Origin of the sequence: Stenotrophomonas pavanii, assembly GCF_900101175.1 — a bacterium.
Lineage (GTDB): Bacteria > Pseudomonadota > Gammaproteobacteria > Xanthomonadales > Xanthomonadaceae > Stenotrophomonas > Stenotrophomonas pavanii.
On record NZ_FNFQ01000005.1, the window covers coordinates 66,876 to 86,045 of the forward strand.

The 19,170-nt window shown below is 67.4% G+C and carries 18 protein-coding genes; 2 read left to right on the forward strand and 16 right to left on the reverse strand.

Going from position 1 to position 19,170, the window contains the following annotated elements:
• Positions 1-91: 91 nt before the first annotated feature.
• The 12 genes from ntrC to glnA all read right to left on the reverse strand — a co-directional run bounded on the left by ntrC (position 92) and on the right by glnA (position 12,440).
• On the reverse strand, positions 92-1,534 hold the full coding sequence (ntrC, locus tag BLS66_RS10315; RefSeq protein ID WP_064237393.1) for a nitrogen regulation protein NR(I): 1,443 nt from the start codon (positions 1,532-1,534) through the stop codon (positions 92-94).
• Complete coding sequence (locus BLS66_RS10320) at positions 1,527-2,588, reverse strand: two-component system sensor histidine kinase NtrB (RefSeq protein WP_053462608.1); 1,062 nt, start codon at positions 2,586-2,588, stop codon at positions 1,527-1,529. Before BLS66_RS10320 ends, ntrC begins: the two co-directional genes overlap by 8 nt.
• Positions 2,589-2,759: 171 nt before the next feature.
• Positions 2,760-4,805, reverse strand: a complete 2,046-nt coding sequence (locus BLS66_RS10325; protein ID WP_074725816.1) for a TonB-dependent receptor — start codon at positions 4,803-4,805, stop codon at positions 2,760-2,762.
• A 103-nt stretch (positions 4,806-4,908) separates the two neighbouring features.
• Positions 4,909-5,223, reverse strand: a complete 315-nt coding sequence (locus tag BLS66_RS10330) for a hypothetical protein (RefSeq protein WP_053461818.1) — start codon at positions 5,221-5,223, stop codon at positions 4,909-4,911.
• A gap of 107 nt (positions 5,224-5,330) precedes the next feature.
• On the reverse strand, positions 5,331-6,497 hold the full coding sequence (mltA, locus tag BLS66_RS10335; protein ID WP_074725883.1) for a murein transglycosylase A: 1,167 nt from the start codon (positions 6,495-6,497) through the stop codon (positions 5,331-5,333).
• 67 nt (positions 6,498-6,564) lie between these two features.
• On the reverse strand, positions 6,565-7,311 hold the full coding sequence (locus BLS66_RS10340) for an N-acetylmuramoyl-L-alanine amidase (RefSeq protein ID WP_074725817.1): 747 nt from the start codon (positions 7,309-7,311) through the stop codon (positions 6,565-6,567).
• Positions 7,312-7,378: 67 nt separating this feature from the next.
• Positions 7,379-7,867 (reverse strand): hypothetical protein, encoded by a 489-nt coding sequence (locus BLS66_RS10345; protein WP_049466288.1) that lies wholly within the window; start codon positions 7,865-7,867, stop codon positions 7,379-7,381.
• A 51-nt stretch (positions 7,868-7,918) separates the two neighbouring features.
• Entirely contained in the window at positions 7,919-8,077 is a 159-nt protein-coding gene (locus tag BLS66_RS20750; RefSeq protein ID WP_154583164.1) for a hypothetical protein, read from the reverse strand.
• Positions 8,078-8,215: 138 nt separating this feature from the next.
• Positions 8,216-8,653 (reverse strand): hypothetical protein, encoded by a 438-nt coding sequence (locus BLS66_RS10350; RefSeq protein ID WP_053506116.1) that lies wholly within the window; start codon positions 8,651-8,653, stop codon positions 8,216-8,218.
• 233 nt (positions 8,654-8,886) lie between these two features.
• Entirely contained in the window at positions 8,887-10,323 is a 1,437-nt protein-coding gene (amt, locus tag BLS66_RS10355; RefSeq protein ID WP_074725818.1) for an ammonium transporter, read from the reverse strand.
• Positions 10,324-10,345: 22 nt separating this feature from the next.
• Positions 10,346-10,684 (reverse strand): P-II family nitrogen regulator, encoded by a 339-nt coding sequence (locus tag BLS66_RS10360; RefSeq protein ID WP_004134334.1) that lies wholly within the window; start codon positions 10,682-10,684, stop codon positions 10,346-10,348.
• 346 nt (positions 10,685-11,030) lie between these two features.
• The gene (gene glnA / locus BLS66_RS10365; protein WP_019661939.1) at positions 11,031-12,440 is read right to left on the reverse strand and encodes a type I glutamate--ammonia ligase; all 1,410 of its coding nucleotides are present in this window, start codon (positions 12,438-12,440) and stop codon (positions 11,031-11,033) included.
• Between the two features lie 223 nt (positions 12,441-12,663).
• On the opposite strand from glnA, the gene BLS66_RS10370 reads away from it, so the two are divergent.
• Together BLS66_RS10370 and BLS66_RS10375 are read left to right on the forward strand one after the other, a co-directional pair.
• Complete coding sequence (locus tag BLS66_RS10370; RefSeq protein ID WP_057493697.1) at positions 12,664-13,458, forward strand: undecaprenyl-diphosphate phosphatase; 795 nt, start codon at positions 12,664-12,666, stop codon at positions 13,456-13,458.
• 73 nt (positions 13,459-13,531) lie between these two features.
• The gene (locus tag BLS66_RS10375) at positions 13,532-14,356 is read left to right on the forward strand and encodes an META and DUF4377 domain-containing protein (RefSeq protein ID WP_049466280.1); all 825 of its coding nucleotides are present in this window, start codon (positions 13,532-13,534) and stop codon (positions 14,354-14,356) included.
• A 157-nt stretch (positions 14,357-14,513) separates the two neighbouring features.
• Here the strand turns inward: BLS66_RS10375 and BLS66_RS10380 are convergent, their stop codons facing one another.
• Genes BLS66_RS10380 through BLS66_RS10395 form a run of 4 tightly spaced genes read right to left on the reverse strand, consistent with a single transcriptional unit; the run spans position 14,514 to position 19,095 of the window.
• Positions 14,514-15,125 carry a YbhB/YbcL family Raf kinase inhibitor-like protein gene (locus BLS66_RS10380; protein WP_049466278.1) on the reverse strand — a complete coding sequence of 204 codons (612 nt, stop codon included), beginning with the start codon at positions 15,123-15,125 and terminating at the stop codon, positions 14,514-14,516.
• 10 nt (positions 15,126-15,135) lie between these two features.
• Entirely contained in the window at positions 15,136-17,205 is a 2,070-nt protein-coding gene (locus BLS66_RS10385) for a tetratricopeptide repeat protein (RefSeq protein WP_074725819.1), read from the reverse strand.
• A 56-nt stretch (positions 17,206-17,261) separates the two neighbouring features.
• Positions 17,262-18,251 carry a YheT family hydrolase gene (locus tag BLS66_RS10390; protein ID WP_049466306.1) on the reverse strand — a complete coding sequence of 330 codons (990 nt, stop codon included), beginning with the start codon at positions 18,249-18,251 and terminating at the stop codon, positions 17,262-17,264.
• A gap of 52 nt (positions 18,252-18,303) precedes the next feature.
• Entirely contained in the window at positions 18,304-19,095 is a 792-nt protein-coding gene (locus BLS66_RS10395) for a lysophospholipid acyltransferase family protein (protein WP_049466274.1), read from the reverse strand.
• Positions 19,096-19,170 lie beyond the last annotated feature (75 nt).

Consider the following 19,170-nt stretch of genomic DNA (forward strand, 5'->3'; position numbering starts at 1 on the left):
AAGACTCCTTGCAGATGACACTAAGCGTTGCATCGTCCATGAACGATCAACAGTTCGGCAAGCGGGTGCGAGGATCGCGTGCAGGGGCCGTTCAATGGCCGCCGCGACGACGTCCCGCGCCCAGCTTGCGGGTCAGGGTATTGCGGCCAAGACCCAGTCGTGCCGCGGCTTCGGCACGGCGGCCATGGGTGATCTGCAGCGCGGCGTCCAGCAGGGCATGGTCGACCCGCTCGCGCACCTGTGCGTGCAGTCCTTCCACGCCTTCAGCCAGCTGCCGGCGCGCCCATTCGGCCAGCAGCGCTTCCCACTGCCCCGGATCGGCACTGCTGCCGCGACGGCTCCGTGCGCGGTTCAGCGCGGTATCGACGTCGGCCACGCCGATGGTGTCAGCAGCGGCCAGCGCGGCCATCCGCCAGCACACGTTTTCCAGCTCGCGCACGTTGCCCGGCCAGTCGTGCTCGCGCAGTGCCTGCAATGCGGCCGCCGTCAGGCGCTTCGGCGGCGTGTCCAGCTTGCGTGCGGCGGCGGCCAGGAACGTGCTGGCCAGCTGTGCGATGTCCTCGCGGCGCTCGCGCAGCGGTGGCAGCTGCAGGCGCACCACGTCCAGGCGGTGCAGCAGATCGGCGCGGAACTTCCCCTGCGCGACCAGGCCTTCCAGGTCCTGGTGGGTGGCGGCGACCACGCGCACATCGACGCGGATCAGTTCGCGGCCACCGACGCGGAAGAACTCGCCCTGCGCCAGCACGCGCAGCAGGCGGGTCTGCAGCGGCAGCGGCATGTCGCCGATTTCGTCCAGGAACAGCGTGCCGCCGTCGGCCTGCTCGAAGCGCCCGGTATGGCGGCGCTGCGCGCCGGTGAACGCGCCGGCTTCATGGCCGAACAACTCGCTTTCCAGCAGCTCGGCAGGAATCGCGGCGGTGTTGAGCGCAACGAACGGCCCGTGCGCACGCGGCGATTCGCGATGCAGCGCATGGGCCACCAGTTCCTTGCCGGTGCCGGTCTCGCCGGTGATCAGCACCGCCAGCGGCGCCTGCGCCAGGCGACCAATGGCACGGAACAGCGCGCGCATCGCCGGTGTATCGCCCACCAGTTGCGGCGGCTGGTCGCTGGCGGTTTCGACTGCCGGGCTGGGCGCGGCCAGGGTGGGTGCCACCGCCGGCAGCACCCGCTGCGCCAGTGCCACCGCATCGTCCAGATCGAACGGCTTGGACAGGAACTCATGCGCGCCGCCGCGGAACGCACCGGCGGTGCTGGCCACATCGGTGTAGGCCGACATCACCACCACCGGCAGCTGCGGCAAGGCGGCCTTGAGCTTGTCCAGCAGCACCAGGCCGTCGTCGCCGGGCATGCGCACGTCGGTGAACAGCAGCGCCGGTGGCGGCCCCTCGCGCAACGCCTGCAGGGCGGGGGCGGCGCTGTCGAAATCGACGACCTGGTAGCCCGCCTCGCGCAGCGCGGTGCACAGCACGAAGCGCACGGCACGATCATCGTCGACCACCCAGATGCGCTGTGCGGCGGAAGGAGATTCAGACATCGCGCGGGGCCTCCTCGGCCGGAGCGGCGCCGTTGCCGATCGGCAGCAGCAGGGTAAACACGGTGTGGCCCGGGCGCGAGCGGTAGGTCAGCGTGCCGCGATGCTCGCGCGCCACCTGCTGGGCCAATGCCAGGCCGAGTCCAGTGCCTTCGGCGCGGCCACTGACCAGCGGCAGGAACAGGTGTTCGGCCAGTTCCTCGGGCACGCCACGGCCGTCGTCGGCGATTTCCAGGCGCAAGGCCAGCGTGTGCAGCTGTTCGGCGATGCGCACGCCATGCTCCACGCGGGTGCGCAGGGTGATGCTGCCGGCACCGGCCTGGATTGCATTGCGCACCAGGTTCCACACCGCCTGGGTGAGGCGGTCGGCGTCGCCGTGGAATTCGGGAATGCTGGGGTCGTAGTCGCGCTGCAGGCGTACCGCCCAGCCGGCCTCGTTCTCGGCCAGGCGCAGCACGCGCTCGAGCGCGGCATGGATGTTCAGTTCGGCGTGCGGTGCGGCCGGGGCCGGCGACAGCAGCTGGTCGAGCAGGCCGTTGAGACGTTCGATCTCCGAGCCGATCAGCTCGATCAGTTCGCGTTCGCTGGCGTCGCGCTGTGCGGCCCGGCGGGCCAGCAGCTGGGCCGCCCCCTTCAACCCGGCCAGCGGGTTGCGCAGCTCGTGGGCCAGGCCCTTCAGCGCCGCGCTGAGCGCGCTGGGCAGGGCCTGGGTCGGGTCCAGCCCGGGGAATTCATCGACCGGATGCGCCTCCAGCAACCAGCCGCCATCGTCGCGCCGGCTCATCCAGCCCTCGGCGAAGCGGGGCGCCTCGCCGGGCACCGCCAGCGCCAGCCGGTTCAGGCGCAGGCTGTCGCGCTCATCGCGTGCCAGGAAGTGGGCCAGGGCTTCGCCCTGCACTTCCAGTGCGGCCAGTGGCTGGCCCAGCAGCCGGCGACCGCTGACGCCCAGCCAGCGCCCGAAGGCCGGGTTGCAGCCGATGATGCGGCCATCGGCCCCGGCCCAGGCCAGCGGCGTGCCCAGGGCTTCAAGGGTCGGCGGCGGTGCGGGGTCGGACATTGCACCAATGTAGTGCAAAACGCGGGGTTCGGGGTCAGAGCCCTTTCCTCGCGGAAAGGGATCTGACCCCATGCGCTACGGGTTCCGGGGTCGGATCCCTGTCCGCCAGAAAAGGGCTCTGCCCCCTGCTGCAGGTCGAGCAAGCTCGACCATTACCAGATGCGTGGCCGGCTACAGCTTCATGTTGAGGCCGACGAATACGCTGCGGCCCGGCGCCGGCGAGAACATGGGGCGGGCGCTGTCCCAGAAGAAGCTGTCGTACCAGGCGTAGGCGTACTCGCGGCCGGTAACGTTCTTCAGCTGCAGGTCCACGCTGAAACGCGGGGTGAGCTGGTAGGCCGCGCTGAGGTCGAGCACGGCGAAGCCTCCGAACTTGCCGGCCACGTTGCGCTCCTCAAGGTAGTAGTCGCCCTGTGCACGCGCCTGCAGGCCCAGCCGCAGCGCATCCGTGGCGCGGTAGTCCACGCCCAGATTGCTGATGTGGCGCGGGGTGGCGGCCACTTCCCGGCCCTGCAGGGAAATGCTGGCATCGCGGTCGTCGCGGGTGATCTTCGCTTCCTGGTAGGCGTGCGACGCCCATACCGTCCAGTCGTTGCCCAGCTGCAGGCTCAGCTGCGCATCCACGCCGCGCCGACGGGTCTTGCCCAAGGTGACCGTGGTGCCGGTGGCCGGCATGTTGGACACCTCGTTTTCCGCGTCCTGCTGCCACAGCGCCAGGCGTGCCTGGCTGCCGGCAAACGGCTGGAATTTCAGGCCCAGCTCCATGCCGGTGTTGGTGGACGGCTGCATCGGTGCCTGTCCCGGGGTGAGGTAGGCCGGTGCGGTGGATCCGGTCAGCACCTGGAAGGTGCGGCCCCAGTTCGCGTAGACGTGGGTGGTCTGGCCCAGGCTGTGGATGATGCTCAGCTTGGGCTGGCCGATGCTGCCGTAATCCTGCAGCCGGGCGGTGATGCCGTTCATCAGGTGCGTGCGGCCACTGAAACGGTCGACCCGGTAGGCCGGCACGATCTTCCAGGCCTCGACCGGCTGGTAGATGGCCTGCACGTAGGCACCCCCGTTGTCGAAGCTGTGGCGATCGTTGTTCTGCACCCGCGCCGGTAGCTGGCTGAAATCAGTGGGTTCGGCGTAGGCGTAGCGCTCGCGGATGTAGCTGTTGTCCTGCTGCTCGTAGTTCAGGCCGCCCTCGACAGTAAGCGCGGGGCTGGCCTGCCAGGTCAGCGTGCTGAGCAGGCCATGCTGCCGCTCGTCCCACACGCGGTGCTGGCGCGGCAGGTTGCCGGTGGGCAGGTTGCTGAAGGTCACGCGGCGATCGTCTTCGTAGCGGTTGTAGTAGAGACGCGTGCCGAAGGTGAGTGCGTCGGACAGTTTCATGTCCAGGTGCGCAGCAAGCTGGCGCATGTCGCGGTCATCATCATCGTTGCCGTTGCGCAGCTCGCTGCCACGGCGGTGCGTGCGCAGTTCCTCGGCGGTCATGAAGCCGGGTTCGTCGGCTTCATGGTGGTAGGCGCGCGCGGTCAGGCCCACGCGCAGGCCGTCGTCCAGCGAGCCGAAGAACCACTTGCCGCCCAGTGAGTACTTCTTCGAGGTGTCGTGGTCGCGGTAGCCATCGCTGGCCTGGGTGCCAACGAAATAGTTCTGCGCGAAGCCATTGGCTTCGCGGCCAACCGCCAGCTGCGCATCACGGGTGTTGTAGCTGCCGTAGGCCAGGCGCGCATCGGTGTAGCTGCCACCCTGGCGCGTACCGAAGTTCACGTTGCCGCCGATGTTGTGCAGGCCATAGCGCGGGTCGTTGGTACCGCGCACCACTTCGATGTAGCTGATGTCCAGCGGGAACAGCATGTCGATGAAGCGCTGGTTGCCGCTGTTGACGTTGCTGGGGATGCCATCGATCAGCGTCTTGATGGCGTTGAGGTAGCCCTCGCCGTTGAAGGCGCGGAAGCTGACCTTGCCCGATTCGGCGCCCTGCCGGGTTTCGGTGAGCTGGATGCCGGGCATCTGCCCGAGCAGTTCCCAGCTGTGCGAGACGTTGCGGTTTTCGATCTGGTCTGCACTCAGGACGTCCACCGAGGTCAGCACCTGGTGCGCACTAAGCTGGCCTTCGCCGCGCTGGTGTACCTGCACCTTGCCGAGGGTGAGCGCGGCGTCGGCCGACTGCGCGAAGGCTTCAGGGGCGAACGGTGCGGCCGCGAGGGCGGCCACCAGGGTGGGAGTCTTCATGGGAAGGGGCGGTTACAGTGAAATGTAATTATATAACATTTCACATGCCCGCTTTTGCAGCGTCGAGCAAGGCTCGGCGCTACAAGGGCAGGTGCCGAGGGGATTACACCGGGTAACCGGTAGCTTCCCGTGCCTTCTTCCAGGCGGCTTCGAATTCACGCGCGGAGATTTCGTCGTCCTCGTCGAAATCCAGGAACGACACTGGCTGGTCGGCCAGCAGGAAGCGGTCGTCGCTGTGGGCATGCTCGTCGGCCCAGACCATCTTGGTGCCGTAGATTTCCACCTGCCGCACGATCTTCTCGCCGCGCGCTTCCATCAGCACGTTGCCCTTGCCCAGGCCCGATTCGGCCCAGTGCTTGTAGTACTTCTTTGCGGCGGATTTCGCGCCGGATTTTGCGTTGTGCTTTGCGTAGGTCATTGCAGGAGCCCTGGCCGCAGGCGCGGCCGGAAAGTACGGAATGGCGCCATTATCAGGCATCCGGGGTCAGAGCCCTTTCCTTTGGAAGGGATCCGACCCTTGCCGGTTCAGTTCGGCAGGGGCACGCCCTTCGGCCACAGCATCCAGATGTTGCCCTTCTGCTTCATGTCGCCAGCCAGCTTGCCGGCGGCATCGCCGCTGCCCCAGTACAGGTCGGCGCGCACTTCGCCGGCGATGGCGCCGCCGGTGTCCTGCGCGGCCACCGGGCGCACCACCGGGGTGCCGTCCGGGCGCGTGGTGGACAGCCACAGCAGGCTGCCCAGTGGCACCACGGTGCGATCCACTGCCACGCTGTAGCCGGCGGTGAGCGGCACGTTCAGTGAACCCCGTGGCCCTTCCGGGCTGTCCGGGTTGCGCACGAAGAACACGTAGCTGGGATTGCTGCGCAGCAGTTCCGGTACGCGCGCGGGGTTGGCCCGGGCCCAGGCGCGGATCGCGTCCATGGTGACGTCTTCCTTCTTCAACTGGCCCTGGTCCACCAGCCAGCGACCTATGGCGCGGTAGGGATGGCCGTTCTGTTCCGCGTAGGCCAGCCGCACCTGCTTGCCATCGGCCAGGCGCACGCGGCCGGACCCCTGGATCTGCAGCAGCTGCAGGTCCATCGGGTCGGTCAGCCATGCCAGCACCGGGGCCTTGGCGCCCTTGGCCGCGATGGTGCCGGCGTCGTCATAGGGCTTGAGCACCTTGCCTTCGACGCGACCACGCAGGCGCTTGCCCTTCAGTTCCGGGTAGAGGCTGTCCAGCTGCACCACGATCAGATCATCGGGCGTGCCGTACACCGGTACCGTGGCCTTGTCGGTACGGGTCAGGCTGCCGGGGTAGATCGGCTCGTAGTAGCCGGTAATCAACCCGTCGGCCTGATGGCCGCCGGCACGCAGCGCGTAGGCATCGAGGTCGCGCTGCAGGAACTGGCGGATCGCGGCCGGGTCCTTGTCTGACACCGCGGCGGCGGCGGCGCAGGGTTTGGCCCAGACAGCATTGTTTTTCAGGCGGGCGCAGCTGCTGCGCCAAGCCACGAAGCCGGCCTGCAGATCAGCGTCGGAGACTGCGGGCAGGGCTTTCCAGTCGACCTTGGCGTAGGTGGCCGCCGGCGGTGAGGGCGGCGTGGGCGCTTCGGAACCCGTGCGGGGAGCGGTGGTTGCGCAACCGGCGAGCACCGCCGCTGCCAACAGGGTCCAGTGCTTGCGCTTGAAGAAGGTAGCGGAATCGATCATGCCGCCATGGTGGAGTGCCGGCCGCTGTGCGGCAACCCAGCGCGGGGTCAAGCGTTCATGCGCGGGGTCACGGCATCTGCAGCAGCAACGAATGCAGGATACGGGCATCCTCGGCATCCAGCGTCTTCGGCAGGTCGTCGCGGCCACGGAACCGGCGGTGGAAGGCGGCGACGGTGGCGTCGCGGTTGTCGAGCGGATAACCGAAGCGGGCCAGCGCATTCCACGCGTCGAAGCCTTCCGGTGCCACGCCGTCGGCCGCGCGCGGCCACACGCCGAAGCCGGCCTCGGCCAACTGCTGCCATGGGAAGAAGCGGCTCGGATCCTGCTTGCGCGTCGGCGCCAGGTCGGCATGGCCGATCACCTGGCGCGGCGGAATGTTCAGGCGCGTGGTGAGATCGCGCAGCAGTACGATCAGCGATTCGATCTGCGCTGCACTGAACGGGCTGCGGCCATCGTTGTCGAGCTCGATACCGATCGAAGCCGAGTTGAGATCGGTGATGGTGCCCCAGCGCCCGGCGCCAGCGTGCCAGGCGCGGCGCTCATCGGCCACCAGCTGGTAACGATGGCCATCGGCGCCGATCAGGTAGTGCGCACTGACCGGCCCGCCACTGTTGGCGGTGCGCAACGTATGCAGGCTCTGCTGCACCGATTTCTGCTCGGTGTGGTGGATGACGATGATGACCGGCGTGCGCGCGTTCTGGTTGGGTGATGGCACCCAGGTGGCGAGCGGGTTGTGCTGCACGGGCGCGGTGGCGGTGCAGGCCGAAATGGCCAGCACTGAGAGGGCGGACAGCAGCAGGCGAGGGAGACTCATGGTGTGATTCTAACCACAGGCGATGAAGAGTCGCGGTCGCGAGATCCCGGACCAGCACGTCCCGACTTCAGTGTTCGGGGTCGAAGCAGCCGCCGGCCTGAGTGAACCTTTGGACGGCGTCCTCCCCCTCTGCCTCGTACTCGATGGCGAACGGCATGGGCGGACGATGCTTCTTCTGCGGATTCATGCTTCGAAACACTGCATAGCCCTCAAGCACAGCCAATATCTGGGGTCGCGTCAGCAAGACAACATCTTGGGAGTTCCATCGCGAATACACCAGGAGGAAATCGGCTGCCCGCAGGACGACATGCCCCTCTCCATAGTGGACGCATGCGCTGCCCTCGTCACCCTTTGTGGGCGCAACAAAGGCACTGCGGGTCCGCAGTTCGCTGCCGCAGCCGAGATGGCCGAAGTCTCCATCCAGCCATGCTGCGATTTCACCGACACCCCGTCCCTGCCCATGGTGGACGACCGGCGCGTCACCGATCTTCTCTTCTCCGGAAGGAACGTGGCAATCGCCGGTCCAGTAGGGGAAAAGAACTGCACGGATAGTCATTCGAAACCCATTCCCTGGTGCCGCAACGGAAACCCCTGTCCCACTTCCGGTCTACCCGACCTGATCAAAGATCACGTCAGTCACGCCTGCCCGCTCAAGGCGTGACTTCACTTCCTCACTGACGATCAGTGCAGCACCGAAGTTGTCCACATGATCCAGCACCCATTTGCTGCCAATGCCGATGCATGGACGGAGTCTGAAATAGTTCACGCCTGCTCCTTGCGCACTGGTCGCCGTTCAGAATCTGGGGCGACACCCGCCCCGACAACGGGACAGGTCGTCCTGATCCAGAGCATAGCTTGAAGGAAAAAGGCATCTTCTACGAGCAGCCGTTCCGCAAAAGGCGCTTCAGCCGATGGGGAACAACGGCCCACGGCCCCAGGGCACTCCGGCATCGGAGAACAGCCGTTCGATCTCATCCTGGAATCCTGGATGAAATGTCGTCTCAACACTCGACTGCGAGCGCAGGTAACGCGAGACCAGATCCAGGCACAGCTCCGTCGCTTCCATGTAGGTATCCAGCCACAGCACCTGCCCCTCGTCGGAAAGCTGATCCGGACGGACAACCGAGAGCTTGTGGCAGAAGGCATCGATGCTGGAAAGCCCCAGCTCCGCAGGCAGCCCGTAGGAGAGTCGCCACAGACCGGAGGAAAGGCAGCGATAGGTGAGCTCCACCGCGAAGCTCCAGTGTTCTCGATCTGCTGCGCCGCCCACACTACGCACCAGCGCATGCGGACTGTAGTCATCCAGGGTCAGCAGGTAGACATACCATTCGATGTCTTCCATCACTGCTGCGGAAGTCGCCTGAATCACGCCTACTCCGTTCTGTAGTCCATCGAAGTCGTTGGTGGCGCGTACACGCACACCTGCAGACAACCATTGAAGCAGGAACGGTAGAGCCACGCCATGCGTGGCTGAGTCGCCAACAGTGCCAAGCAAGCTTGGCACCCACCAGGACAGTAGAAGTGCCGACCAACGGTCGGCACCCACAACATCAATGCAGTAGCTCCGCCGCTACTTCAGGCTTCGTAGGCAGACTCGCCGTGCGAAGTCACATCCAGGCCGGTGCGTTCGGCCTCTTCGGTCACGCGCAGGCCGACCACGACCTTGACCACCAGCAGGATGACCGCGGTCACCACCGCCGACCACAGTACGGTCAGGCCGACGCTGACCACCTGCACCCACACCTGGTGGGCGATATCCAGATCGGCCTTGGTACCGCCCAGCGACTGTGCACTGAACACGCCGGTGAGGATCGCGCCGACGATGCCGCCGACACCATGCACACCGAACACGTCGGCAGTGTCGTCCACTTTCAGCAGGCGCTTGAGACCGGTCACACCCCACACGCAGACCACGCCGGCGACGAAGCCGATCACGATCGCGCCAAGCGGCCCGACGGTGCCACAGGCCGGGGTGATGCCGACCAGCCCGGCCACCGCACCCGACGCCGCACCCAGTGCCGACGGCTTGCCCTTGCCGATCGCCTCCACCAGGGTCCAGCCAAGCACGGCAGCAGCGGTGGCCAGCACGGTGTTGAGGAAGGCCAGCGAGGCCACCGTATCGGCGGCGGCGGCGGAACCGGCATTGAAGCCGAACCAGCCCACCCACAGCAGCATGGCGCCGATGTAGGTAAACGGCACGTTGTGCGGCTTCAGCGCGGTCTGGCCGTAGCCCAGGCGCTTGCCGACGAACCACGCGCCGACCAGGCCGGCCACGCCCGCATTGATGTGCACCACGGTGCCACCGGCGAAGTCGATCGCGCCCAGTTCACCCAGGTAGCCGCCGCCCCAGACGATGTGTGCCATCGGGATGTAGCTGAGGGTGAACCACAGCGCCGAAAACAGCAGCACCGCGCGGAACTTGATGCGCTCGGCGAATGCGCCGACGATCAGCGCGGTGGTGATGCCGGCGAAGGTCGACTGGAAGGCGACGAACAGGTAATCCGGCAGGCCCTTGATCGGCGTGTTGCCCACCGACTCCGGGGTGAAGCCCTTGAGGAAGGCGAATTCGGTGAACGAGCCGAAGAACGGATTGCCGGCGCTGAACACCGCGCTGTAGCCATAGGCCACCCACAGCAGCAGCACCAGCGAGAACACCACCAGGATCTGGCTGAGCACTGACAGCACGTTCTTCGAACGCACCAGGCCGCCATAGAACAGGGCCAGGCCCGGCACGACCATCAACAGCACCAGTAGGGTGGAGGTGAGCATCCAGGCGACGTCGCCACGATCATAGGCGGCGGCGGCTTCGGCCACGGCCGGCGCAGCGGCGGCGGCGGCGGCGGCGGCATCGTGCAGCGGCTCGACCGCCACGCTTTCGCTGGGCAACGGCGAGACCTGGGCCTGGGCGTGGGCGCTGCCCGGCCAGGCGCCGGCGGCCAGCGCGCTGAGCAGCATCAGCAGGCACACCAGGTGGAACCGGGCTTGCCACCCGGTGAGAAGGCGCATCTTCATGGGGGAAATCTCCGGAAGGGGGTTACAGCGCGTCGGCACCGATTTCGCCGGTGCGGATGCGGATGACCTGTTCAACGGCGGTGACGAAGATCTTGCCGTCACCGATCTTGCCGGTGCCTGCCGACGACTGGATCGCTTCGATCACCGCGTCGGCACGCTCGTCGGTGACCACCGTTTCGATCTTGATCTTGGGCAGGAAATCCACGACGTACTCGGCGCCGCGATACAGCTCGGTGTGGCCCTTCTGGCGACCGAAACCTTTCACTTCGGTCACGGTGATGCCCGACACGCCTGCATCGGACAGGGCCTCGCGGACCTCGTCGAGCTTGAACGGTCGGATGATGGCGGAGATCAGTTTCATGCGCATGTCCCGATGGTGGATGGGGCCAGCGCGCCAGCGCGCGTTGGCATCAGGCAACCACGGGTCATCAGGATGATGACCGTGGCTGTTGCACCGGACACATACAGGGCCGGGACGGCCGTGCCTCTCTCCTTGCACGACCGACGCGGGAGGGAGGGCGGCCCTGGTCGCGTATCCGGTCTCTCTCTTGCCCCTGGATAAGCGGGCCAAAGGCCCGCGTTCCAATGCAGCGGACTGACAGTCCGCTCTACAACGACGGGCCTGCGCCCGCCTTGCGGCTCCCCAGCCGCGAAAACGGAAGCGATGGCGGCGGGTGGGAGGGGGAACCCACCGCCATCGCGCCCGGTCAGCTGGCGTAGTACAGCTGGTATTCCAGCGGGTGGGTGGCCGCGCGGAACTTGGTCACTTCCTGCATCTTCAGCGCGATGTAGCCGTCGATGAAGTCATCGCTCATCACGCCGCCGGCCTTCAGGAACTCGCGGTCCTTGTCCAGTGCTTCCAGCGCCTGGTCCAGCGAGGAGCAGACCTGCGGGATCAGCTTCTCTTCCTCCGGCGGCAGGTCGTACAGGTCCTTGTCGCTCGGTGCACCCGGGTCGATCTGGTTCTTGATGCCGTCCAGGCCGGCCATCATCAGCGCGGTGAAGGTCAGGTAGCCGGACTGGATCGGATCCGGGAAGCGCATCTCGATGCGGCGTGCCTTCGGGTTGGACACCCACGGAATGCGGCACGAGGCCGAACGGTTGCGGGCCGAGTAGGCCAGCATCACCGGCGCCTCGAAGCCCGGCACCAGGCGCTTGTAGCTGTTGGTGCCCGAGTTGGCGAAGGCATTGATGGCCTTGGCGTGCTTGAAGATGCCGCCGATGTACCACAGCGCCAGCTGGCTCAGGCCACCGTAGCCGTCACCGGAGAACAGGTTGGTGCCGCCCTTGGACAGCGACTGGTGCACGTGCATGCCGCTGCCGTTGTCGCCGACGATCGGCTTGGGCATGAAGGTGACGGTCTTGCCGTTGCGGTGCGCGACGTTCTTGATCACGTACTTCATGCGCAGCAGTTCGTCGGCCTTCTGCACCAGGGTGCTGAACTTGGTGCCGATCTCGCACTGGCCGGCGGTGGCCACTTCGTGGTGCTGCACTTCCACCTCGATGCCGACCTGTTCGAGGGTCTTGCACATCTCAGCGCGCAGGTCGTGCAGGGTATCGGTCGGCGGAACCGGGAAGTAACCACCCTTCACGCCCGGGCGGTAGCCGCTGTTGGCGCCGTCGTACTTGGCACCGCTGTTCCAGGCGGCTTCTTCGGAATCGACCTTGAAGAAGGTGTTGCCCATTTCATTGGCGAAACGGACCGAGTCGAAGATGAAGAACTCCGGCTCCGGGCCGAAGAACGCGGTTTCGGCGATGCCGGAGGACTTCAGGTAGGCCTCGGCGCGCTTGGCGATGCCGCGCGGGCAACGGCCATAGGCCTGCATGGTGGCCGGGTCGAGGATGTCACAGCTGATCACCAGGGTCGGATCGGCATAGAACGGATCAACATAGGCGCTGGACGGGTCCGGCAGCAGCACCATGTCCGACTCGTTGATGCCCTTCCAGCCGGCGATCGAGCTGCCATCGAACATCTTGCCTTCTTCGAACAGCGACGGCTCGACGATGCTGACCGGGAAGGTGACGTGCTGCTCGACGCCACGCATGTCCACGAAACGCAGATCGACGAATTCGATCTGGTTGTCCTTGATCAGCTTCTCAACGTTTTCCACGGACATCGGTACGACCTCGGATGGGGATGAATGCCTGCTGAGGTACAGCAATGACCGTGCCAACTTTCTGCAACCCGCAAGTCGTTGATTTCACTAAGCCCGCCCCGCACCGGTGCAGATCAGCGCGCACCAAACGGGTGCGCGGGGTACCGCACGCACCCGTTTGGTGCAGCGGGGATCGTCTATCCTCTCGACCTTCTTCCTTCCGCCGCGCGTGCACGCACCGTCCATGTCCGACCTGCTCTCCGCCCTGCTGCTGGGCATCCTCGAAGGCTTGACCGAATTCCTGCCGATCTCCAGCACCGGCCACCTGCTCATTGCCCAGCACTGGCTGGGAGCCCGCTCGGACTTCTTCAACATCGTCATCCAGGCCGGCGCCATCGTGGCCGTGGTGCTGGTGTTCCGCCAGCGCCTGCTGCAGCTGGCCACCGGCTTCAACCAGCGCGAGAACCGCGAGTACGTGTTCAAGCTGGGCGCTGCGTTCCTGGTCACCGCGGTGGTCGGCCTGGTGGTGCGCAAGGCCGGCTGGTCACTGCCGGAGACGGTCAGCCCGGTGGCCTGGGCGCTGATCATCGGCGGCGTCTGGATGCTGCTGGTGGAGGCCTACACCGCACGCCTGCCCGACCGCGACCAGGTGACCTGGACGGTGGCCATCGGCGTGGGCCTGGCGCAGGTGGTGGCCGGCGTGTTCCCCGGCACCTCACGTTCGGCCTCGGCGATCTTCCTGGCCATGCTGCTGGGCCTGAGCCGCCGTGCCGCCGCGGCCGAGTTCGTGTTCCTGGTGGGTATTCCCACCATGTTCGCCGCCAGCGCCTACACCTTCCTGGAAATGGCCAGGGCCGGGCAGCTGGGCAGCGAGAACTGGGCCGACGTGGGCGTGGCCTTCCTTGCCGCAGCCGTCACCGGCTTCGTCGTAGTGAAGTGGCTGATGGGCTACATCAAGTCACACACGTTCACCGCCTTCGCCCTTTACCGCATCGCGCTGGGCGCGGCACTGCTGCTGTGGTTGCCATCCGGCAGCTGAACAGCGCCGGGGCGTGGCAACCCCGTTGCCGGCCCCGCTCCGTTTCCCCCACGGTTCCCCAAGGAGAATCACCATGAACCGCAAGCTCACCCTGCTCCTTCCGCTGGCCCTGATGGCCGCCTGCAGCCAGACCCCGGCCCCGGCCGGCACCGGCGGCGACGACGTGGCCCCGGCCGCGGCCAAGGCAGCAGACCAGCAGACGCTGGCGCACCTGGATGCGCAGCGCCTGCAGAGCCAGCACTGGCGGCTGCAGCAGGCCACCGGCGCCGACGGCAAGCGCATCGACGCGCTGTTCGCCCGCGAAGACAAGCCGGTCACCCTGGACTTCGCTGAGGGCCGCCTGTCGGTCAGCAACACCTGCAACCGCATGGGCGGCGGCTACACCTTCGACGCTGGCAAGCTGAGCGTCAGCGCGATGGCGTCGACCATGATGGCCTGCACCGACAAGGCGCTGATGGCGCTGGACGAGGCCGTGTCGAGCCGCCTGCAGGGCGAACTGAAGGCCGAGCAGGGTGCCGATGGCACGCTGACCCTGACCAACGCCAAGGGCGACGTGCTGGTGTTCAACCCGGAACCGACCGCTGAAACCCGCTATGGCGGCGCCGGCGAGACCGTGTTCCTGGAAGTGGCGGCCAAGACCGAGAAGTGCTCGCACCCGCTGATCCCGGACTACCAGTGCCTGCAGGTGCGCGAAGTGAAGTTCGACGACAAGGGCCTGAAGCAGGGTGAGCCGGGCAAGTTCGAGAACTTCTACGGCACCATCGAGGGCTACACCCACGAAGACGGCGTGCGCAACGTGGTGCGCGTGAAGCGCTACGAGGTGAAGAACCCGCCGGCCGATGCGCCGTCGCAGGCGTACGTGCTGGACATGGTGGTCGAGTCGGCCATCGAGAAGTGATGTAGAGCCGACTGCCAGTCGGCTGACGGGTGGAGGGCGGCCGCAAGGCCGCCCTTCTTCGTTGTGGGTAGAGCCGGCCGCTGGCCGGCTGCCCTGCGCGGATCCGGCAGCACACGGGCGTTGCCGGCCAGCGGCCGGCACGACCCGTCATGCCGCCTCAGCCCAGCGCCGGATTCAACGTGTAGGTGCCGTGCAGCGCCGCTTCGGCCAGCACGTGGCCGTGCATGGCCCGGTAGGCGTCGGCGGCGGTGAAGCGTTCCGGCAGCTGCAGCGACGCCACGTCCAGCGCGAACACGCGGAAGAAGTAGCGATGCACGCGTTCGTCGTTGAACGGCGGGTAGGGGCCGTCATAGCCCAGATAATCGCCGGCCATGTCCGGATTGCCTGCGAACCAGCCGGTGAAGTCATTCAGGCCCTGGCGGCTGCCGGCCGGGCCGGCCGGTGCGGACTTGCCCTTCACCACGAAGCCGTCGCTGCAGCTGCCTGCGGCAATCTCGCGCACCGAGGCCGGAATATCGGCCATCACCCAGTGCACGAAATCGCAGCGCGGCTGGTCGCGCGGCACGCTCATATCGGTGCGCCCGACCGTTTCCGGCACCGTCGGCACGTCCGGATCGACGCATACCAGCAGGAACGAACGGGTGCCCTCCGGCACCCCGCTCCACGCCAGGTGCGGATTGCGGTCCGGTGCGAAACCTGCGGCATCGCCGGCGGCGAACTCACGGTCGATCGGCGCACCATTGGCCAGGCTGTGGCTGCTCAGCTGCATTGCATTCTCCTCACTCTTCCGGATAGCCCAGGCGCACCGCGATCGGGGTGAGCTTGGCGAAGGCGGCGCTCATCACGTCGCGGTAGTTGCGCCAGTGGCCCGGCGGGAACCGCGGCGCGCCCAGCTGCGCGGCCGGCGGCATCGGCCGCTCGAACAAGCGGCCCAGCAGATCGGCCATCGCCTGCGGATCGTTGCCGATCTGGTCGATGCGCAGCAGCACCTGCGGATACAGGTCGTCCTCGTGCAGGGCGGCAACCTGGGCCAGCGCGCGCGCCAGCCATTCGCTGGCTTCGGCCAGCGAGGTCATCGCCAGCGGCGCGGCCGCACCGTAGGCCACCCAGTCCAGCAGCATGTCGCGCGGGTCGCGCAGCACCACCAGCAGGCGGCCCTGCGGCAGCTGCGGGCGCAGCGCCCACAGCAGCGCGTTGTCCCACCACAGCAGCCAGTCGATGATCGCGTCGTCCTGCACGCCGCGCGACGGCAGCTGTTCGCGCCAGCGCTGCACCAGCCGCTCCGGGGTCAGCACGCCGGAAGCGAGGTCTTGCAGCGTGTGGTAGTTCTGGAACGCGTCGTCGGGTGCGCTGGAGGTGTAGCGGTCGCTGCGCAGCACCGGGCTGGCGGCGGCCAGGCCGGTTGCCACGCGTTCCACGCCCGACCCCGGTGCCCCCCACAGGAAGATCGGCGCGGAAGTGGCCTGCGCATCGATCTCGCCCTTGTCCGGCCAGCTCGGCGGCGCCTTGGCCTGCGGCGGCAGCGGCAGGCGCTGCGGTGCCTGGTCGGCCTGCAGCGCCAGCCAGGTCTGCAGCGCGTCTTCGTGCTGCCCGGCGCGATCCTGGATCTCGCCCAGCCAGGTGCGCAGGTCGGCGCGGTGGTCTTCGGGGGCCATCTGGATCAGCGCCTGCACGCGGGCGATGGCGGCGGCCGGATCGCGCTGCAGCAGGCCTTCGACCAGGCGGGTCTCGCCGCTGACGCGGCCCGGCTCGAGGCTGACGATGCGCTCGGCGATCGCTTCGGCCTGGGCGTGTTCGCCCACCATGTCGTGCAGCCGCAGGCGCGCTTCCAGCGCCGGCAGGTGGCCCGGCATCGTGTCCATCCAGCGCTCGACCGTGGCGGCAGCAGTGGGACTGCCGACCTCTTCCACCGCCAGGCGCGCCAGCCACAGGTCGTGCAGCTGCGGGTGCTGCTCCAGCGCGGCATCCAGACGTGCGCGTGCTTCGTCTTCGCGGCCCAGGCGCTGCCAGGACATCAGCAGCAGCTGCAGCACCTCGCGGTCGCCGGGCGCCGATTCCAGCAACGGCAGCAGGTGTTCCAGCGCCTGCAGCGGCTGGCCGCTGCGCAGCGCCAGTTCGCCAGCCAGGCGGCGCATCGACGGCGTATCCATGCCCTGCTGCTGCAGTGCGACCTGCATGGCTTCGGCGGCGGCTTCCAGGTTGCCCTGGCGCATGGCCAGCTGCACCACCAGGCCATGCAGCGAGGAGATCGCCGGGTTCAGCTCCAGCACGCGGCGGAATGCCTGTTCGGCGAAGGCCAGCATGTTCTTGCCCAGGTAGGCGAAGCCCAGTGCGTAGAGCACGCGGGGGTCGTTGGGCTGGGCCTGGTTGGCGGCCGACAGCAGCCTCAGCGCGCGATCGGGGTCATCGCGGCGCAGCGCGATCATGCCGTCGATGGTCAGCAGTTCCGGATGGTCCGGTTCGACGCGCGAAGCCAGGGTGGACAGTCGCTGTGCTTCGTCGAAATCATTGCGGCCGATCGCCAGGTGGGCCTGCATCAGGTACGCGGCAAACGCGTTCGGGTCCAGCCCGGTGGTGCGGGTCAGGGCCTCGCCGGCGCCCTCGAACTGGCGCAGGGCCAGCAGCAGGCCGGCGTGCTGCAGGTGCAGCTGGGCATCGTCCGGGGCCAGCTGCAGCGCCTGCTGCAGGGCGTCCATCGCGTCCTCGGCCTTGCCCTGCTGCTGCAGCGCAAGCGCCAGCCAGCGGTGGGCCGCGGCCTGGCCGGGTTCATCGTGGGTCCATGCCTGGGCCAGCTGCACGGCCTGGTCGGCCTCGTTCTGGCGCAACGCTTGGATGATCTGGTCTTGCATGGCGGTCCGGTTCAAGGGCAAACCCGCATTGTAGCGGCCTGCGCGCCCGTGCCGGTTCAGCCTTGCAGCACGCGCCGCAGCCGCTGCGCCACCCAGCGTTCGGAGAAGCCATCCCCCCGCCAGTTTTCCAGGAAGCCGCAGTGGCCTCCCCAGCAGGCGGTTTCCAGGTGCGCCTGGCGCGGCAGCTGCCAGTCGCTGAAGGTCGCGTACGGGATTACCGGATCGTCCTGCGCCATCAGGATGTCGGCCGGCACCTGCAGCGTGGCCAGGCGATCGCCGGCGATCGAGTAACCATCGAAATAGGCCTGCAACGAGCCGAAGCTGGTGTGGCGCTCGACCAGCCAGGCGGTCAGCGCGCGGATGTCCAGCTTCAGCACGCGGTCGTCGCAGTCGCTCAGTTCGGGGAACAGATCGCGCTTGCGCCGCAACGAACCGGCCCACTTGCGGCGGAAATACCAGTCGTACATCGCCGGACCGTTCTCGATGTTCTCCATGGTCAAGCCCGGGTCCAGCACCGGGCATACCGACGCCACGCGCAGCAGCGGCACGCCGGCCGCTGGCGCGCGCAGGGCCAGGCGCAGCACGAAGTTGCCGCCCAGCGAATAACCCGCGGCCACCAGTGGCAGCTGCGGCCAGCGCTGGGCGATGTCGCCCGCGGCATGCACCACTTCGTCGATCAGGTTGGAGTGGAAGATGCCGGGGTTGAGATGATGGGTATTGCCGTGGTCGCGGAAGTTCAGCCGTACCACGTCGAAGCCCTGCTCGAGCATGCGCGCGGCCGCCATGCGCATGTAGCTGGATTCGGCGCTGCCTTCCCAGCCGTGCAGCAGCAGCGCCATGCCCTTGGGCTCGCGGCCTTCGATATGGCTGTGCCAGCCCTGCAGACGCACGCCATCGCCGCCATCGAGAATCAGCTCTTCGCTGACCGCGCCGGTCGCGGCCAGCAACAGCAGGCCACGCTGCAGGCGCATGCGGCTGGAGCTGAGCATCGATTGCAGGTGCGGGTTGCGCAGCCAGCGCGGCGGCTGGTAGTCAGCCGCGTGCAACGTCGGCGTGCCGGCGTCCAGGACGGGTGGCGGGATCAGGGCCACCGCACCCTCACCCGGTGCTCATGGCCGCCACGATGCGCGCGCGCGACGTCTCCGCGATGCGCCGACGGCCTTCCAGGTCCTGCGCACCGATGGGTGCCAGGAAATGCACTTCCGCACGCCGCGCCGGCTCGCCGAGCAGGCGCAGGAAATTGGCGAAGAAGCTCTCGCCGGGGCCGAAGGCGACAATGGTCTGCGCATCGCCGTTGGCCCCGTACACCAGCGCCACCGGCTGCACCGGCACGCCGGTTTCCACCGCAGCCTGGAAGATGCGCGCATGGAACGGGCCAACTTCGTGGCCCCCGCGGGTACGCCCTTCCGGGAACACGCCCACCGCCTTGCCTTCGCGCAGGCGATCGGCCATCACCTGCATCACGCCACCGAGCGATTCGGTGTTGCCGCGCTGGTGGAAGATGGTCTGGCCACGCGCGGCCAGCCACCCGACCAGCGGCCAGCTGGCGATCTCGCGCTTGGCGACGAAGCCCATCATGCGCTGGCTGTGCAGGATGCAGATGTCGACCCAGCTGACGTGGTTGGCGACGAACAGCACGGCGCCGGGCAGCGGCGTGCCGATCTGCACCAGGCGGAAGCCGAAGATCCACATCAGCCCCCCCTGCCACCAGTTGACCACTTTGGCCCCCAGGGTCGCCTCGCCCACGCGCAGTTCGCCCCACGGCCGAAGCATGCCGATCAGGATGAGCGGCAGGAACACGATGATGTGGACCAACAGCAGCGGTACGCGGTACAGGTAACGGCACACACGCGCCACGCCGCCGCGGGGGGCCGGAGTGGGGGAAGTCATCCGCGCACGATACCGGAGGGCCGTCATCGCTGCCAGCCGATTTAGGCCATAACTGCCATTGACCGGGGCAATCGG

Bases quoted from the DNA above. Each gene is read 5' to 3' on its own strand.
- ntrC (WP_064237393.1), bottom strand. From the start codon at position 1,534: ATGTCTGAATCTCCTTCCGCCGCACAGCGCATCTGGGTGGTCGACGAT.
- BLS66_RS10320 (WP_053462608.1), bottom strand. From the start codon at position 2,588: ATGTCCGACCCCGCACCGCCGCCGACCCTTGAAGCCCTGGGCACGCCG.
- BLS66_RS10325 (WP_074725816.1), bottom strand. From the start codon at position 4,805: ATGAAGACTCCCACCCTGGTGGCCGCCCTCGCGGCCGCACCGTTCGCC.
- BLS66_RS10330 (WP_053461818.1), bottom strand. From the start codon at position 5,223: ATGACCTACGCAAAGCACAACGCAAAATCCGGCGCGAAATCCGCCGCA.
- mltA (WP_074725883.1), bottom strand. From the start codon at position 6,497: ATGATCGATTCCGCTACCTTCTTCAAGCGCAAGCACTGGACCCTGTTG.
- BLS66_RS10340 (WP_074725817.1), bottom strand. From the start codon at position 7,311: ATGAGTCTCCCTCGCCTGCTGCTGTCCGCCCTCTCAGTGCTGGCCATT.
- BLS66_RS10345 (WP_049466288.1), bottom strand. From the start codon at position 7,867: ATGACTATCCGTGCAGTTCTTTTCCCCTACTGGACCGGCGATTGCCAC.
- BLS66_RS10350 (WP_053506116.1), bottom strand. From the start codon at position 8,653: ATGGAAGACATCGAATGGTATGTCTACCTGCTGACCCTGGATGACTAC.
- amt (WP_074725818.1), bottom strand. From the start codon at position 10,323: ATGAAGATGCGCCTTCTCACCGGGTGGCAAGCCCGGTTCCACCTGGTG.
- BLS66_RS10360 (WP_004134334.1), bottom strand. From the start codon at position 10,684: ATGAAACTGATCTCCGCCATCATCCGACCGTTCAAGCTCGACGAGGTC.
- glnA (WP_019661939.1), bottom strand. From the start codon at position 12,440: ATGTCCGTGGAAAACGTTGAGAAGCTGATCAAGGACAACCAGATCGAA.
- BLS66_RS10370 (WP_057493697.1), top strand. From the start codon at position 12,664: ATGTCCGACCTGCTCTCCGCCCTGCTGCTGGGCATCCTCGAAGGCTTG.
- BLS66_RS10375 (WP_049466280.1), top strand. From the start codon at position 13,532: ATGAACCGCAAGCTCACCCTGCTCCTTCCGCTGGCCCTGATGGCCGCC.
- BLS66_RS10380 (WP_049466278.1), bottom strand. From the start codon at position 15,125: ATGCAGCTGAGCAGCCACAGCCTGGCCAATGGTGCGCCGATCGACCGT.
- BLS66_RS10385 (WP_074725819.1), bottom strand. From the start codon at position 17,205: ATGCAAGACCAGATCATCCAAGCGTTGCGCCAGAACGAGGCCGACCAG.
- BLS66_RS10395 (WP_049466274.1), bottom strand. From the start codon at position 19,095: ATGACTTCCCCCACTCCGGCCCCCCGCGGCGGCGTGGCGCGTGTGTGC.